We start from the raw sequence: 15,364 nt of genomic DNA, 5'->3' as shown, positions 1-15,364 counted from the left end.
GCGGCGGTGACAACTTTAGCTCATGGGCTCGGGGACCTCTGAGGCGAGGCCCCCTGTGTGAGCCCGGCTATTTGCGTTTGTCCTTCTTGCGGGATTCGCGGGGTTTGACCACCAGTTCGATGGGCGTGCCGACGAAGCCGAAATCCTCGCGGAGCTTGCGGGTGATGAACTTCAGGTACTGCTTGTCGAACGGCGCGTTCGTGAAGAGGATGAAGCGCGGCGGTTCGGCGGCGGCCTGGGTCGCGTAGATGACCTTGGGGGCCTTGTTCGCGCGGACAGGGTGTGGTGTGGCGGCCTGGAGGTCGCTGATCCACTTGTTGAGCTCGCCGGTGCTGATGCGCTGGCCCCAGCCTTCGAGGGCTTCGCGGAGGGCGCGGGCGATCTTCTCGACGGCGCGGCCGGTCATCGCGGAGACGTTGACGCGGGGCGCCCAGGAGACCTGGCCGAGCTCGCGGTCGATCTCTTTCTCGAGGTAGTAGCGGCGGTCGTCGTCGACGAGGTCCCACTTGTTGAAGGCGAGGACCATGGCGCGGCCGGACTCGGTGACCTGCGTCAGGACCCGCTGGTCCTGCTCGCTGATCGGCTCCGAGGCGTCCAGGAGGACCAGCGCGACCTCGGCGGCCTCGACGGCGGCCTCGGTGCGCAGGGACGCGTAGTACTCGGTGCCGGAGGCGAACTTGACGCGCTTGCGCAGGCCCGCGGTGTCGACGAGGATCCAGTCCTCGCCGTCGATCTCCACGACGGAGTCGACCGGGTCGACCGTGGTGCCGGCGACGTTGTCGACGACCGCGCGGTCCTCGCCCGCGATGCGGTTGAGGAGGCTCGACTTGCCGACGTTCGGGCGGCCGACGAGGGCCACCTTGCGGGGGCCGCGCTCCTTGAGCTGCCCGGTGGGCTCCTCGGGGAACGCCCAGATGATCTTGTCGAGCAGGTCGCCCGAGTTGCGGCCGTGCAGGGCCGAGATCGGGAATGGCTCGCCCAGGCCCAGGCTCCACAGCTCGTGGACCTCGGCCTCCTGGCGCTCCGAGTCGGCCTTGTTGGCCACGAGGATCACCGGCTTGCGGGTCGAGCGCAGGATGCGCACGGCCGCCTCGTCGGCGTCCGTTGGGCCCACGCGCGAGTCGACCACGAACACGATCACGTCCGCGGTGCGCATCGCCAGCTCGGCCTGGAGGGCGATGGACCTCGCCATGCCCTCGGCGTCCGGGTCCCAGCCGCCGGTGTCGACCAGGCTGAACTCGCGCCCGGCCCACTCGGCGTCGTACGCCACGCGGTCGCGGGTCACGCCCGGCTCGTCCTGCACCACCGCGGCGCGGCGGCCCAGGATGCGGTTGACCAAGGTCGACTTGCCCACGTTGGGGCGGCCGACCACGGCCACCGTCGGGACCGGACCGCGCTCGTCGACGTCGTCGCTCTCGCTCCAACCGTCGTCGTCGGTCCAGGTCGCTTCGTCAGTCATCAATGTCCCTGTTGCTCAGCAAGGCCAGAATCTTGGCCACTACCTCCACGATCGGCAGCGTCGTGGAGTCGATCACCACGGCCCCCTCCGGAGCCTCCAGGGGTCGGGTGGTCTTCGAGTCGGCGGTGTCCCGCCGCTCGATGTCCTTCGCCGTCGCGTCCGCGTCGGCGCCGTTCTCCGCGGCGCGGCGCTTCGCGCGCTCCACCGGGTCGGCCGTCAGGTACACCTTGACGTCCGCGTCGGGGGCGACCACCGAGACGATGTCGCGGCCCTCGACCACGATGCCCCCCTTGGCGTCGGCGATGATGCGCCGCTGCTCGTCGATGAGGAACTTCCGCACCGACTTGTTCCCGGCCACCGCCGAGACCGCCTTCGTCACGTCGTCCCCGCGGATCGCCAGGTCGGCGTCCTCCCCGTCGACGCGGGTGAACGGGTCGTCGGGGGTGGTGCCGAACTCGAGCTTCGCGTTCTTCACGGTCTTGGTGACCTGCGCGGTCTGCGAGGGGTCGACGCCGGCGTTGAGGACCGCCAGGGTCGCGGCGCGGTACATGGCGCCGGTGTCGAGGTACGCGGCGTCGATCGCGGTCGCCAAGGTCTTGGCCACGGTCGACTTCCCGGCCCCGGACGGGCCGTCGATCGCGACGACCGGTCCGCTCTTCTGCTCAGGCACTGTCGCGCTCCGTTCTTCAACTGCAAACCAAGCAAACCTACATCATGCCCGGTTCTACCTGGTGAGGTGTGGAATGACCTCACTGTTCGCGGGGGCTAGCGGCGCTCCACCACCCGCGCGCCCATCGGCCACAGCGCCATCGGGATCATCTTCCAGTTCGCCACCGCCAGCGGGATGCCGATGATGGTGATCGCCTGCAGGAACCCGGTGACGAGGTGCGCCAGCGCCAGCTCCCAGCCGAAGAGGATCAGCCACAGGATGTTGCCCAGCAGCGAGAAGCAGCCCGCCGACTGGTCGTAGACGACGGTGCGCCCGAACGGCCACAGCACGTACCCGGCCAGGCGCATGTTCGCGATGCCGAACGGGATGGTCACGATGAAGACGCAGAAGAGCAGGCCCGTCAGGAAGTAGCCGATCGCGAGCCACAGCCCGGCCAGCACGAACCAGATCACGTTCAGAATGGTTGACATGCCCGAACATTAACCGGGTCTTGCCCTTGCGTCAGTACAGCCAGCTAGAGTCCGACCTCGCGGAACAGCTCCCCGATCTCGTTGGGGGAGAGCCGCCGCAGCGTCCCCGGCTTGAGGTTCCGCAGCTGGACGGGGCCCATCTCGGTGCGCACGAGGCGCGAGACGTGGTGCCCGACCTCGTCCATGAGCCGCCTCACAATGTGCTTGCGGCCCTCGTGGATCGTGATCTCGATCAACGACTGCCCGGCGTGCTCGTCGATGATCTTGAGCTTGTCGGCCTTCGCCATGCCGTCTTCGAGCTCGACGCCCTTGAGGAGCCGGTTCCAGGTGGCGCGGTCCATGATCCCCGCGACCTGCGCCCGGTAGACCTTCGGCAGGCCGTGCGAGGGGTGCATGATGCGGTTGGCGAGCTCCCCGTCGTTGGTGAGCAGCATCAGGCCCTCGGAGTCGGTGTCGAGGCGGCCGACGTGGAAGACCCGCTGGTCGATGCCCTTGGTGAACTCGGCGAGCGAGGGGCGGCCCTCGTCGTCCTCCATGGTCGAGACGATGCCGCGCGGTTTGTTGATCGCGAAGTACACCTTGTCGACGTCGGTCACGACCCGCTTGCCCGAGACGTGGATGACGTCCTTCTCGGGGTCGACGCGCTGGCCGAGGCGGGCGGGTTCGCCGTTGACCTTCACCTTGCCGCGGGAGATCAGGTCCTCGGCGGCCCGGCGGGAGGCGATCCCGGCCTGCGACAGCACTTTCTGCAGGCGGATGCCCTCTTCGTCAGCGTTGTTCATCTTCCTCGATATCCGTCACGTCGTCCGGCAGGAACGGGGCCAGCTCAGGCAGCTGGTCGACCGTGTCCAGTCCGATCTTCTCCAAGAACAGGGTGGTGGTGCGGTAGAGCGTCGCCGATCCGTCCGGGTCCGTCCCGCACTCCTCGACCAGGCCGCGCGCGAGCAGGGTCCGCATGACCCCGTCGCAGTTGACCCCCCGGATGGCCGAGATGCGGCCGCGGGTGACCGGCTGGCGGTAGGCGACCACGGCGAGCGTCTCCAGGGCCGCCTTGGTGAGGCGGGCGGAGGCGCCGTCGGTCACGAACCGCTCCACGTAGCGGGCGTAGTCGGCCCGGGTGTAGAAGCGCCAGCCGCCGGCTTGGCGACGCAGATCGAATCCGCGCCCGTCGCCAGTGTATTCGGCGCTGAGTCGGCCCAGCTGCTCGCGCACCTGTGAACGTGGCCGCTCCAATACCGAGGAGAGGAACTCCTCGCTCAGGGGCTCTTCGGCGATCATGAGGATCGCCTCGAGGACCGCGCCGAGGTCGACGTCGTCGGGGACGGGGCTGGTGGCCGTGACCTCGGGTTCGTCGTCCGGTTCCGCTTGGGCGGGAACGGCGGCGAGCGCGTTCGAGTACTCGTCTCCCTCGCCGGGCGGTTCGTCGGCGGGCGTGTCGGGGCGCAGCGGCGCGGCCTCCTGGCGCGCGCCGGGCATCTTCCAGGTCGCCAGGTCCCGTTCGAGGGAATCCCCCACGTGCTCGGTCATGTACTCGCTTCCTCCCCCGCTTCCGGTTCCGCAGGGCTCCCTGCGTATTCGTCGACTTCGATCTCGGTGTTGCCGGTGCCGCCGAGCCAGCGCACGGTCAGCTCGCCGAGCGCCTGCATCTGCTCGAACCCGACCAGGGCCTCCCGGTACAGCTCCAGCAGCGCCAGGAACCGGGCGACGACCTCGAGGTGGGTCTCGCAGTCCGAGGTCAGGGCCCGGAAGGTGGCGGTCTGGACGCGCTGGAGGCGGCGGGAGAGGATGACGGCGTGCTCACGCACCGATACGCGCTGCATGTGGATGTGGCCGGTGCCGACGGTTGGCGGCGGCTTGGGCTTCATCGCCTGGCCCGCCAGGGCGGCCAGCGCCTCGGGGGTGAGGTCGAGGACGAGTTCGGGGAGCAGGCCTTTGTACCGCTCTTCGAGGCCGACGTTGCGGGGGACGCGGGTGGCGGCGGACTCGACGAACATCGCGAGCGCCCCGGCGGCCTCCTTGTAGGCCTTGTACTGCAGGAGGCGGGCGAAGAGGAGGTCGCGGGCTTCGAGGAGGGCCAGGTCCTCCTCGTCGTCGACGACGGTGCCGGGCAGGAGGCGGGCCGTCTTGAGGTCGAGGAGGGTCGCGGCGATGAGCAGGAACTCGGAGGTCTCCTCGAGGTTCCAGGCGTCGTCGAGGCCGGTCACGTAGGCGATGAACTCGGAGGCGACCTGGTGGAGGGCGAGTTCGGTGACGTCGAGCTTGTGCTTGCCGATGAGCTGGAGCAGCAGGTCGAACGGGCCCTCGAAGTTGGCGAGCCGGACGTGGAAGCCGCTCTCGGCCTCCTCCGGTTCGCCCTCCCGCTGGGTCGGGAGTTGGGGCGGCTGCTGGTCGGTCACGCACGCAAGCTTAGACGGACGTCTCGGACACGACGGGGTGAACTCGGGGTTTCAAGCGCCGGAAAGCGATCGGGTTCCCGTCCGTCGGTGCTCAGTCGGCGGCGCTCATTTGTCGGTGGCGGCGATCAGTTCCCGGGCGAGCTGGCGGTAGGCGCGCGCGCCGGAGGACGCCGGCGCCCAGGTGGTGATGGGCTCGCCGGCGACGGTGGTCTCGGGGAATCGCACCGTGCGGGTGATGACGGTGGAGAACACCTTGTCGCCGAAGGCTTCGACGACCCGCTGGAGCACCTGGCGGGAGTGCGTGGTGCGCGAGTCGTACATGGTCGCGAGGATGCCGTCGAGCTCGAGGTCGTAGTTGAGCCGCTCCCGGACCTTGTCGACGGTGTCGAGCAGCAGCGCCACGCCGCGCAGCGAGAAGAACTCGCACTCGAGCGGGACGAGCACCGAGTGCGCGGCGGTGAGCGCGTTGATCGTCAAGAGCCCCAAGGAGGGCTGGCAGTCGATGAGGATGTAGTCGAAGTCGGGGATGACCGGGCGCAGCACGCGGGCGAGCGTCTGCTCGCGGGCGACCTCGTTGACGAGCTGGATCTCGGCGGCCGAGAGGTCGATGTTCGCGGGGAGCAGCCGCAGTCCGGCGACGTTCGTCTTGACCATGACGTCGTCGATGTCGACGTCGTCCTGCATGAGGAGGTTGTAGACGGTCAGGTCGAGGGTGTGGGGGTTGGTGCCGAAGCCGACCGAGAGCGCGCCCTGCGGGTCGAAGTCGACCAGGAGCACCTTGCGGCCGTACTCGGCAAGGGCTGCACCGAGGTTGATCGTCGTGGTGGTCTTGCCGACCCCGCCCTTCTGGTTGGCCATGGCGATGACGCGGGCCGGTCCGTGGCGCTCCAGCGGCTGGGGCTGCGGGATCTCGCGCTTGTTCGTGTAGGCCTCGGGGTCGGGCGAGGACAGGTCCTCGGTTCCGTCAGCGGGAGGCATCTGCGCGGCACCGCGCAGGGCCGCCCATTTGTCGTTGCTGTCCACACTGCTCATTTCTTCGCGCCTCCGGGTGCGAGGTCGACACCGGGTGCCGGGCGTCTCACCATTGCCTGTCTTAGCGACTGTACGTCAGTGTATCGAGGCTGTCGACGGCTTGGGAGACTCCGAGGCACCCGGCGTGAGTTCGCCCGCTGCACGGGGCGCGGCCCAGGACCTGAATGGACGTCAGTTCTCGGCGAGCACCTGCGCGATCGGCTTCAGCGGCAGGTGGTGCGTGATCGCCACCGGCTCGTTGACGACCTGCCCCGCATAGGTGTTGAGGCCGCGCGCGAGGGCCGGGTCGGCCTTGAGCGCCGCGGCCCAGCCGAGGTTGGCGAGCTTCATGACGTACGGGAGCGTGGCGTTCGTCAGCGCGTACGTGGACGTGTTCGGCACGGCCCCCGGCATGTTCGCGACGCAGTAGAAGAGCTTGCCCGCGTGGGTGAACGTGGGGTCGTCGTGCGTCGTGGCCTTGGAGTGCGCGAAGCAGCCGCCCTGGTCGATGGCGATGTCGACGAGGACCGCGCCGTCCTTCATGTCGGCGAGCACTTCGTCGTCGACCACGGTGGGGGCCTTGGCGCCCGGCACGAGCACCGCGCCGATGACGAGGTCGGCTTCGGCGCAGGCGCGCTTGACCTCGAAGCGGTTGGAGACGATGGTGCGCAGGCGGCCCTGGTAGAGGTCGTCGGCGGCGTGGAGCTTCTCGATGTTGAGGTCGAGCAGCTCCACGTCGGCGCGCATGCCCACGGCGATCGCGGCGGCGTTCATGCCCGAGACGCCCGCGCCGATGATGACCACGCGCGCGGGCGCGGTCCCGGGGACGCCGCCCATGAGGGTGCCGCGGCCGCCTTCGGGGCGCTGCAGGTGGTACGCGCCGGCCTGGACGGCGAGCCGCCCGGCGACCTCGCTCATGGGCGCCAGGAGCGGCAGCCGCCCGTCGGCGGTCTGCACGGTCTCGTAGGCGATGCCGGTGATGTGGGCTTCGAGGAGCGCGTCGGTGCACTCGGCGCTGGCGGCGAGGTGCAGGTAGGTGAAGAGGGTCTGGCCGGGCCGCATCCGGTGGAACTCGTCCTGGATCGGCTCTTTGACCTTGAGGACGAGGTCGCCTGCGTCCCAGGTGGATTCGGCGTCGGGGTAGATGAGCGCCCCGGCGTGGCGGTAGTCGGCGTCGGTGATGGCGGAGCCGAGGCCGGCCCCGGTCTCGATGTAGACGTCGTGTCCGGCGGCGACGAGCTCGTGGACCCCGGCGGGGGTGAGGGCGACGCGGTACTCGTTGTTCTTGATCTCGCGGGGGACGGCGACTTTCACGTGCGGGTTCCTTCCGAAGCGTTGTGCCAGTTCGGGGCCGGTCGGCATCCCGCACGGGCAGTCTAGGACGCCAGACGTCCTGGAGCGCGCATTCCTTGTGGGTCAGCGGTTCGGACGGCGTCGTCGCTGTGATCGTAAAGAGGCCCGCCGCACAACGTGCGACGGGCCATGTGAGCGTGCGCTCTGCAGCTAGGCGCGGTCGAGGTGGAGCTTGGTGAGCGTCAGGGCGAGGGCGCAGACGCCGTTGCGGATCTCGCCTTCGGCGACGGCGGTGAGCGCCTTGTCGAGGTCCCACCAGGCGAGCTCGATGTGGGTCTCCTCGTCGGTGCGCTGGTGCAGGTCCGCCTCGGGGACGGGGGTGAGGCCGGTGGCGAGGTAGTAGTGGATGACCTCGCTGGAGATGCCGGGGGTGGAGTAGAACTCGCCGAGCTTGACGAGTTCGGCGGCGTGGAGGTCGGCCTCCTCGGCCAGCTCGCGGCGCGCGGCCAGCTCCAGGTCCTCGCCTTCGACGTCGCGCAGGCCCGCCGGGAGCTCCCACAGGACCTCTTTGGCGGGCACCCGGAACTGCCGGATCAGGCCGACGCGGCCCTGGTCGTCGAGCGGGACGGTGAGGACCGCGCCGACGTGCTTGATGAACTCGCGCTTCGCGGTGCCCCCTCCGGGCATCGCGATGGTCTCGGCGGTCAGCTCGTAGGCCCAGCCGCGGTGGATGATTTCGCTGTCGAGGACTCGGTACTCATGCACGAGGGCCACACTAGTCCGCTCAGGTTTCGGGATCAGGACTCCGCGGCGTCGATGCGCAGGCGCCGGAGGATCTGCTCCACGACCTCGCGGTCGGGGAGCGGGGCGCCGGCCAGCGCCGAGAGGAAGAGGCCGTCGCCGACCAGGCGCACGATCTCGGCGGTCACGGGGTCGGCGACCTGTTCGTGGATGAGGTCGCGCCAGCCGTTGAAGATGAAGAGCACGTCGGCGCGGGCCTGCTCGGAGAGTTCGCCCTTGCCTCGCAGCGCGGTGAGCAGCGCCCAGAGTCCGGCCGCCGACTCCTCGGATTCGACCCAGGAGACCTCGAGGAACATCTCGACGACGCCGCTTTCGCGGGCCTTCGCGATGTTGGCCTCCTCGACGGCGCGGTGGCGGCGGGCCAGGCCGTCGTAAAGGTCGGACTTGGACTTGAAGTGGTACAGCAGCCCGCCTTTGGAGACGCCCGCCGCGGCGGCGACCTTCTCGAGGGTCACTCCCGAGGAGCCCTCATCCACGAGCAGTCGCTGGAGCGCGTTCAGGATGCGGTCCCGGGTGGTGATCTCCGGCTCTTTCATGTTTCCTCCTGGTGACTACTGTACCGTCCGGACGGTACAGTCGAGGGGCGTGTCGGTCTCCGGCACGCCCGGTGTCTGGGATGCCGCCTCGCGAGCCGTGCCGCGGCTCACGTCAAGAAAGTAGTGAAACCCATGGCCGCCACGCTTCGCGCCCCGCAGGAGCCGCGCGCCCGCATCAGCGCCAAGCAGGGCTGGGCGCTCACGGTGCTGGTGCTCCCGGTGCTGCTCATCTCGATCGACATGACGGTGCTCGGCTTCGCCGTGCCGTTCCTGTCCGAAGACCTCGCGCCCTCCAGCTCGCAGCTGCTGTGGATCGTCGACGTCTACGGCTTCGTGCTCGCCGGGCTCCTGGTCACCATGGGCACCCTCGGCGACCGCATCGGCCGCCGCCGGCTGCTCGTCATCGGCTCGGCCGCGTTCGCCGCCGCGAGCGTCCTGGCCGCCTACGCGCCCACCGCCGAGGCCCTCATCGCCGCGCGCGCCCTCCTCGGCCTCGCGGGCGCGACCCTCATGCCGACCACGCTGGCGCTCATGCGGAACCTCTTCCACGACGACCGCCAGCGCAAGTTCGCCATCGCCATCTGGGCCTCCGGCTTCTCGGCCGGCTCGGCCCTCGGGCCGATCCTCGGCGGTTGGCTGCTCGAGCACTTCTGGTGGGGCTCGGTGTTCCTCATGGCCGCGCCGGTCTCGATCGCCGTGCTCTTCGCCGCGCCGTTCCTGCTGCCGGAGTCGAAGGACCCGGACCCGGGCCGGATCGACCTGCCGAGCGTCGCCCTGTCGTTCCTGGCGATGTTCCCGTTCGTCTACGGCGTCAAGACCATCGCCGAGCACGGCGTCACGGTCCCGGCGGCGGCCGCGATCGCGGTCGGCGCGGCCGCGGGCGTGTGGTTCGTGTGTCGCCAGCAGCGCCTCGAGCACCCGCTGCTCGACGTGGGCCTGTTCCGTATCCGCCGCTTCAGCGCCTCGCTCGCCACGAACTTCACCATCGTGTTCGCGATGATCTCCTCGCTGTTCCTGCTGACGCAGTACCTGCAGCTGGTGCTGGGCTTCTCCCCCATGCGGGCGGGGCTGCTGCTCCTGCCGGGCATGGCCGTCTCCGTCGTGACCGGGCTGCTCGCGGTCCGCATGAGCGAGCGGATCGGCATGGTGCGCACGGTCATCGGCGGTCTGGTGCTCATCATCGCCGGGTTCGCCGCGATGACGTTCATCGGCGTCGACGCCGGCGCCGCGGTCGTCGCGGTCGCGTTCGCGCTCATCGGCGGCGGCTCCGGGCTGGCGCAGACGATCACGAACGACGCGATCCTCGCCGCCGCCCCGGCCCACCGGGCGGGCGCGGCCTCGGCGATCTCCGAGACCGCGTACGAGCTCGGCGGCGCCATGGGCGTGGCCCTGCTCGGGTCGCTCGCGACCGGGATCTACCGGGCCGAGCTCGGCGACGCCCCGGCCGCCGCGGCGCAGACCCTGGGAGAGGCCGTGCACGCGGCAGCGGCCATGCCCGCCGCCGCCGGGGAAGCGCTCCTCGAGGCCGCCCGCACCGCGTTCACCGACGGCCTGCGCACCGTCGCGGTCATCGCCGCGGTCCTGGTCCTCGTCGCCGCCGTCGCCGTCGGCCGGGCACTGCGCACGCGCACCGCAGAACGCTGAAGCGGCTTCCCTACCGGACGATTCGTCCTACGATTCTCTGACCGGGTCCATTTGGGACCCGGTCAGCGGATCGCCCCTGCGGGGCGGGGAAGGGGCACGGCAATGAGCTGGTACATGACCGCCCTCAAGAAGTACGCGGTGTTCAGCGGCCGCTCCCGCCGCCGCGAGTACTGGTGGTTCGTCATCGTCAACGCCGTCATCAGCGCGATCCTGGGGTGCCTGAGCAACCGGCCGGACGACGCGAGCGACTGGAACTACCTAGGGGACGACCCGAACTTCTTCAACTACCTCGCCTTGATCTACGCCCTCGCGCTCATCATCCCGACCATCGCCGTCCAGGTGCGGCGGCTCCACGACACCGGCCGCACCGGCTGGTGGTGGTTCATCGGGCTGGTCCCGTGCGTCGGCTGGATCGTCCTGCTCGTGTTCAACCTCTTCGACAGCGAACCCGGCCCCAACCGCTATGGACCCAATCCCAAAGGCGCATAAGCGAAAGCGACAAAGGCGGGACCCGAAGGGGTCCCGCCTTCGCCGTTTCGGTGAAAACTCCCGCCCCGATTCCACAGCGGACGTGATAAATTCTCCTCCGGTCCTGGCCCAGGACCCCTACCCCCGATGAAACCCCTGCGTCCCCTCCCCCGGACGCTCTTGAAAGGAATCACCATGGAGTGGATTCTTGCTCCCCTCAAGAAGTACGCCGACTTCTCCGGCCGCGCCCGCCGAAAGGAGTTCTGGCTGTACCTCCTCGCCTTCTACATCGTCTTCATCGCCCTCTACATCCCCTTCCTGAACGACCCGACCTCGCCGATGATCTTCGTCCTCGGCCTGTACTCGCTCGCGCTCCTGCTGCCCACGATCGCCGTGTTCGTGCGCCGCCTGCACGACGTCGACAAGTCCGGCTGGTGGTACCTCATCAACTTCGTGCCGGGCGTCGGCGGGATCATCCTGCTGATCATCTGCATCCCCGAGGGCGCCCAGGGCACCAACCAGTACGGCCCCGACCCGAAGGCCGTCCCGGTCGGCTAACCCCCCGAGAACGAGAGCGGGCCACTCCCGGTGGGAGTGGCCCGCTCTCGCGTATTCGCTTACGCCGCTTCGATGTCGAGGCGCTCCGCCGCCTGGCGCTTGAGCGCCGCCTCCACCAGGCCCGCGAACAGCGGGTGCGGACGGGTCGGGCGGGACTTGAGCTCAGGGTGCGCCTGCGTCGCGATGTAGTACGGGTGCACATCGCGGTCGAGCTCGATGAACTCGACCAGGCGCCCGTCGGGCGACAGGCCCGAGATCACGAAACCGGACTTCACCAGCTGATCGCGGTAGGCGTTGTTCACCTCGTAGCGGTGGCGGTGCCGCTCGTTGACCTCGGTCGCGCCGTACACCTCGGCCGCGATCGAACCCTCGGCCAGCTTCGCCGGGTACGTGCCCAAGCGCATCGTCCCGCCCATGTCGCCGCGCCCGGCCACGATGTCGGTCTGGTCGGCCATCGTCGAGATGACCAGGTGCTCGGCCTCGCCGTCGAACTCCTCCGAGTTCGCGCCCACGAGCCCCGCGACCTCGCGCAGGCCCTCGATCGCCATGCACTGCATGCCCAGGCACAGGCCCAGGGTCGGCACCAGCCGCGTCCGCGACCAGGTGAGCGCCTGCAGCTTCCCGGGCACGCCCCGGTCGCCGAACCCGCCCGGGATGACCACCGCGTCCACCCCGGCGAGCGCCTTCGCGGTGCCCTCCGGCGTCGCGCACTCGTCCGAGATGACCCAGCGGACCTTCACCTTCGCGCGGTTCGCGAACCCGGCCGCGCTGAGCGCCTCCACCACGGACTTGTACGCGTCGGGCAGCTCGACGTACTTGCCCACGATCGCGACCTCGACGGTCGCCACCGGGTGGTGAACCCGGTCGAGCAGGTCGTCCCAGCGCGTCCAGTCCACGTCCCGGAACGGCAGGTCGAGCTTGCGCACCACGTACGCGTCCAGGCCCTCGGAGTGCAGGGTCTTCGGGATCTCGTAGATCGACTTCGAGTCCGGCGCCGAGACGACCGCCGCGTCGTCCACGTCGCAGAAACCCGCGATCTTGCTCTTCAGCCCGTCCGGCAGCGGCCGGTCCGAGCGGCACACGATCGCGTCGGGCTGGATGCCGATGCTGCGCAGCTGCGCCACCGAGTGCTGCGTCGGCTTCGTCTTCATCTCCGAGGACGCCGCCAGGTACGGCACCAGCGAGACGTGCAGGAAGAAGCAGTTGTCGCGCCCGATGTCGTGCCGGTACTGGCGGATCGCCTCCAGGAACGGCAGCGACTCGATGTCGCCCACCGTGCCGCCGACCTCGGTGATGACCACGTCGGGGACGCGCCCGGTCTCGGGGTCGGGGTCGGCCATCGCCGCCAGGCGCGCCTTGATCTCGTTCGTGATGTGCGGGATGACCTGCACGGTCGCGCCCAGGTAGTCGCCGCGGCGCTCCTTGGCGATGACGTCGGAGTACACCTGGCCGGTGGTCACGTTCGCGTACTTCGAGAGGTTGCGGTCGAGGAACCGCTCGTAGTTGCCGATGTCGAGGTCGGTCTCACCGCCGTCGTCGGTGACGAAGACCTCGCCGTGCTCGTACGGGTTCATGGTGCCGGGGTCGACGTTGAGGTACGGGTCGATCTTCTGCATCACCACGTACAGCCCGCGCGCGGTCAGCAGATTGCCGAGACTGGCGGCGGTCATCCCCTTGCCCAGGGCGGAGGTGACCCCACCGGTGACGAAGAGGTGCTTCGTGGAACGGATCTGACCATTAGCGGCGCTGGCCAAAGCGAACTCCCGTGGTAATCGTGTCGATCGAGCCGTTATTGAAAACAGCCGGTGGATCGCATCATCCACGGGATTCCACACTAACACTTTCACCGCCGTTTTCCTCATCGACCCACGAGGGTGCGTCGACGATCATGTCCGAGTACTGGCCGTCCTTGACGTGCGCGCGGGCCAGGACGCGGTGGCTCATGATGACCGCCAAGGGAACCATGACCGCGAGGGCCGCACCGAGGCTCATGAGGCCCTTGCCGAGGAGGAGGCCCGCGATCGCCGATCCGGCCACGGCGGCGGAGAACGCGGCGCGCAGCGGCGGGTAGAGGCCGAAGGCCCGGCGCAGGCCGCCACCGGGGCGCAGCAGGACCAGCCAGCAGTAGGCCCCGGCCATGACGGTGAGCACGCTCAGCGGCGACGTGAAGACCGCCACGATGTTCGAGCCGACGCCGGAGGCGATGACCCCGTTCGTGTCGCCCATGATGTCGCCGAGGAACGAGCCGAGCTCGCCGCGTTCGGCGACGGGACGCTGATAGTCGATCCAGGAGAGCCCGAACAGGACCGCGACGCCGGCCAGCCCCGACCAGGCGAAGCGCGGGAAGGTGACCCAGCCGCCGGTGGCGAGCGCCGCCGCGAGGCAGGTCCCGACGATGATCGCGACCGCCGCGGGGACGGAGTCGCCGAGGAACCCGGCCGAGACGACGAGCACGCCGACGCAGCCGATCCCGGCCATCGCCGGGGACTGGAAGCGCCGCGGGAGCCGCCACGCGACGGCCGCGGCGAGCAGCCACAGCGAGGCGATGAACATGCCGGTGGCGACCGGTCCGAGCGCGTTCGACGCGGAGTCGGCCACCGTGTAGTCGCCGAGGAGGGTCCCGAGCGGGTCCTCCGTGTGCAGGAGCATCGCGAGGACGGTCACGATGAGCCCGAACGCCGAGACGGCGACCATGAGGGCCGCGGGACCGTGGCGGCCGGGCAGGCCGATCGCGATGAACGCGCAGACGACGGCGATGCCGAGCGCGGTGAGCGGGCCGATGACGCCCGGGTGCGCGGCCGACCACCAGCCGAAGAAGTCCGCGAGGATCGCGGCGGCCACGAACAGCGCGCACACGAGCGCCGAGACGATGTTCAAGCGCATGAGCCACAGCGGCGGCGGCTTCACGCCCGGCTGCCCGGCGCTGCGCAGCAGGTGCAGCAGCGGCCAGGCCACGAAGGTCAAGGCGAGGAACAGGAGCACCTGGAGCCACTGGGTGGCCGGGGCGGCGACCGAGGCGGCCATGAGCCGCGAGTCGGTGTCGTCGAACACCGCTTGTCGGTCCTCATAGGACAGCAAATCGGCGGTGGCGCCAGCGGCCGTCCCGCTCGTGGTGTCCGGCAGCGGCGAGTCCAGGAGCGTCAGGATCGTCGCGGTGAGGTCGGTCAGCCGCAGGTAGCCGGGGCGCTCCGCGGGCAGGTCGAGCAGGTTGTGGCCGTCCTCGTCGCCGAAGTTCGCGACCGTCGCGAGCAGCCGGTTCGGTTCGGCCACTTGGGCGAGCCCCGAGACGATGAGCGCCGAGTCCTCGCCGCGCGCGGCCTGGAGCTCCCCCACCGCGGCGTCGAGGTCCGCGAGCGCCTCGGCCCGCGCCCGCTCCTCGACCGGCAGGACGCCGCCGTCCACGACGGTGAGCGGGCATTCGGCCAGCGCCTCGATCAGCTGGTCCCCCGCGGGCAGGGCGGAGCGGTACTCGCCGACGCGGCCGACCGAGTTCGCGGTGGCGTACGCCGCGCCGGGGCCGACCGCGGTCGCGCAGCTGGTGCCGGCCGCGAGCGTCCCGAGCTGGGTGCCCTGGTCGAGGTCGCGGTTGAGGGTGACGAGGTCCGTCATGTCCCCCACGGTGGCGGTGCCGTCCTCGACGCTGATCTGCTCGGCCGAGACCGGGTCGCACGAGGAGCCCTGGCCGTACGGGTCGCTCACGGCGGGGGCGCCCGCCGAGAGGGTGAGCCAGCCGTCGAGCGCGCACGTGAAGTTGCGGCCCGAGTTCGTGTTCAGCTCCGCGAGGGAGCCGTTCTGTGCCAGCGCGGCGAGGTTCGGGGTGGTCTCGGCGTCGACGTCGGTCCAGGTGAGGCCGCTGACGCCGAGGAGCACGACGGATTCGACGGTGGTGGGCAGGGCCTCTTCGCCGTCTTCGGGGAGGAGCTGGACGACCGCGAAGACCGCGAGGACGGCGACGCCGAACCAAGCCGCGATCGGGCCGAGGTTGTCGGCGATGCCCCTGGTGATCCTCTTGCGGGCCTTGCGGGTCAGTCGCCCGGCGTCGAGTTGTCGCGACACGG

At 69.9% G+C, this 15,364-nt stretch carries 15 protein-coding genes; 3 read left to right on the top strand and 12 right to left on the bottom strand.

What is annotated here, in order from left to right:
- Window positions 1-67: 67 nt before the first annotated feature.
- The 10 genes from der to J5V16_RS02740 form a co-directional block, all read right to left on the bottom strand.
- On the bottom strand, window positions 68-1,459 hold the full coding sequence (der, locus tag J5V16_RS02785) for a ribosome biogenesis GTPase Der (RefSeq protein ID WP_208494450.1): 1,392 nt from the start codon (window positions 1,457-1,459) through the stop codon (window positions 68-70).
- Complete coding sequence (gene cmk, locus J5V16_RS02780; RefSeq protein ID WP_208494449.1) at window positions 1,452-2,129, bottom strand: (d)CMP kinase; 678 nt, start codon at window positions 2,127-2,129, stop codon at window positions 1,452-1,454. The genes der and cmk overlap by 8 nt, the downstream gene beginning before the upstream one ends.
- Before the next feature lie 95 nt (window positions 2,130-2,224).
- Window positions 2,225-2,599 (bottom strand): YccF domain-containing protein, encoded by a 375-nt coding sequence (locus J5V16_RS02775; protein WP_208494448.1) that lies wholly within the window; start codon window positions 2,597-2,599, stop codon window positions 2,225-2,227.
- Window positions 2,600-2,643: 44 nt separating this feature from the next.
- The gene (locus tag J5V16_RS02770; RefSeq protein ID WP_208494447.1) at window positions 2,644-3,381 is read right to left on the bottom strand and encodes a pseudouridine synthase; all 738 of its coding nucleotides are present in this window, start codon (window positions 3,379-3,381) and stop codon (window positions 2,644-2,646) included.
- On the bottom strand, window positions 3,368-4,126 hold the full coding sequence (gene scpB, locus J5V16_RS02765) for an SMC-Scp complex subunit ScpB (protein WP_208494446.1): 759 nt from the start codon (window positions 4,124-4,126) through the stop codon (window positions 3,368-3,370). The genes J5V16_RS02770 and scpB overlap by 14 nt, the downstream gene beginning before the upstream one ends.
- Window positions 4,123-4,995 carry a segregation and condensation protein A gene (locus J5V16_RS02760; protein WP_208494445.1) on the bottom strand — a complete coding sequence of 291 codons (873 nt, stop codon included), beginning with the start codon at window positions 4,993-4,995 and terminating at the stop codon, window positions 4,123-4,125. The genes scpB and J5V16_RS02760 overlap by 4 nt, the downstream gene beginning before the upstream one ends.
- Before the next feature lie 105 nt (window positions 4,996-5,100).
- Window positions 5,101-5,973 (bottom strand): ParA family protein, encoded by an 873-nt coding sequence (locus J5V16_RS02755; protein ID WP_408612362.1) that lies wholly within the window; start codon window positions 5,971-5,973, stop codon window positions 5,101-5,103.
- Between the two features lie 225 nt (window positions 5,974-6,198).
- On the bottom strand, window positions 6,199-7,320 hold the full coding sequence (gene ald, locus J5V16_RS02750) for an alanine dehydrogenase (protein ID WP_208494443.1): 1,122 nt from the start codon (window positions 7,318-7,320) through the stop codon (window positions 6,199-6,201).
- 189 nt (window positions 7,321-7,509) lie between these two features.
- Window positions 7,510-8,064, bottom strand: coding sequence for an NUDIX hydrolase (locus J5V16_RS02745; protein ID WP_307792851.1), 555 nt, complete (start codon window positions 8,062-8,064; stop codon window positions 7,510-7,512).
- A 32-nt stretch (window positions 8,065-8,096) separates the two neighbouring features.
- The gene (locus tag J5V16_RS02740) at window positions 8,097-8,636 is read right to left on the bottom strand and encodes a TetR/AcrR family transcriptional regulator (RefSeq protein WP_208494442.1); all 540 of its coding nucleotides are present in this window, start codon (window positions 8,634-8,636) and stop codon (window positions 8,097-8,099) included.
- Between the two features lie 132 nt (window positions 8,637-8,768).
- Between J5V16_RS02740 and J5V16_RS02735 the strand changes: the two genes are divergently transcribed.
- The 3 genes from J5V16_RS02735 to J5V16_RS02725 all read left to right on the top strand — a co-directional run bounded on the left by J5V16_RS02735 (window position 8,769) and on the right by J5V16_RS02725 (window position 11,306).
- A complete protein-coding gene (locus J5V16_RS02735) occupies window positions 8,769-10,280 on the top strand; it encodes an MFS transporter (protein WP_208494441.1) in 1,512 nt (503 codons plus the stop codon).
- A gap of 102 nt (window positions 10,281-10,382) precedes the next feature.
- Entirely contained in the window at window positions 10,383-10,769 is a 387-nt protein-coding gene (locus J5V16_RS02730) for a DUF805 domain-containing protein (RefSeq protein WP_208494440.1), read from the top strand.
- 174 nt (window positions 10,770-10,943) lie between these two features.
- Entirely contained in the window at window positions 10,944-11,306 is a 363-nt protein-coding gene (locus tag J5V16_RS02725) for a DUF805 domain-containing protein (protein ID WP_208494439.1), read from the top strand.
- Between the two features lie 59 nt (window positions 11,307-11,365).
- On the opposite strand, the gene J5V16_RS02720 is transcribed toward J5V16_RS02725, so the two are convergent.
- Window positions 11,366-13,036, bottom strand: a complete 1,671-nt coding sequence (locus J5V16_RS02720; RefSeq protein WP_408612361.1) for a CTP synthase — start codon at window positions 13,034-13,036, stop codon at window positions 11,366-11,368.
- Window positions 13,037-13,121: 85 nt separating this feature from the next.
- A complete protein-coding gene (locus tag J5V16_RS02715; protein ID WP_208494436.1) occupies window positions 13,122-15,362 on the bottom strand; it encodes a hypothetical protein in 2,241 nt (746 codons plus the stop codon).
- Between the last annotated feature and the right edge of the window lie 2 nt (window positions 15,363-15,364).

The sequence above is a fragment of the Glycomyces niveus genome (assembly GCF_017592475.1).
In the GTDB taxonomy this organism is placed as follows: Bacteria; Actinomycetota; Actinomycetes; order Mycobacteriales; family Micromonosporaceae; genus Glycomyces; species Glycomyces niveus.
The sequence above is the reverse complement of the archived record's forward strand: the minus strand, read 5'-3'. Positions and strand labels throughout refer to the sequence as shown.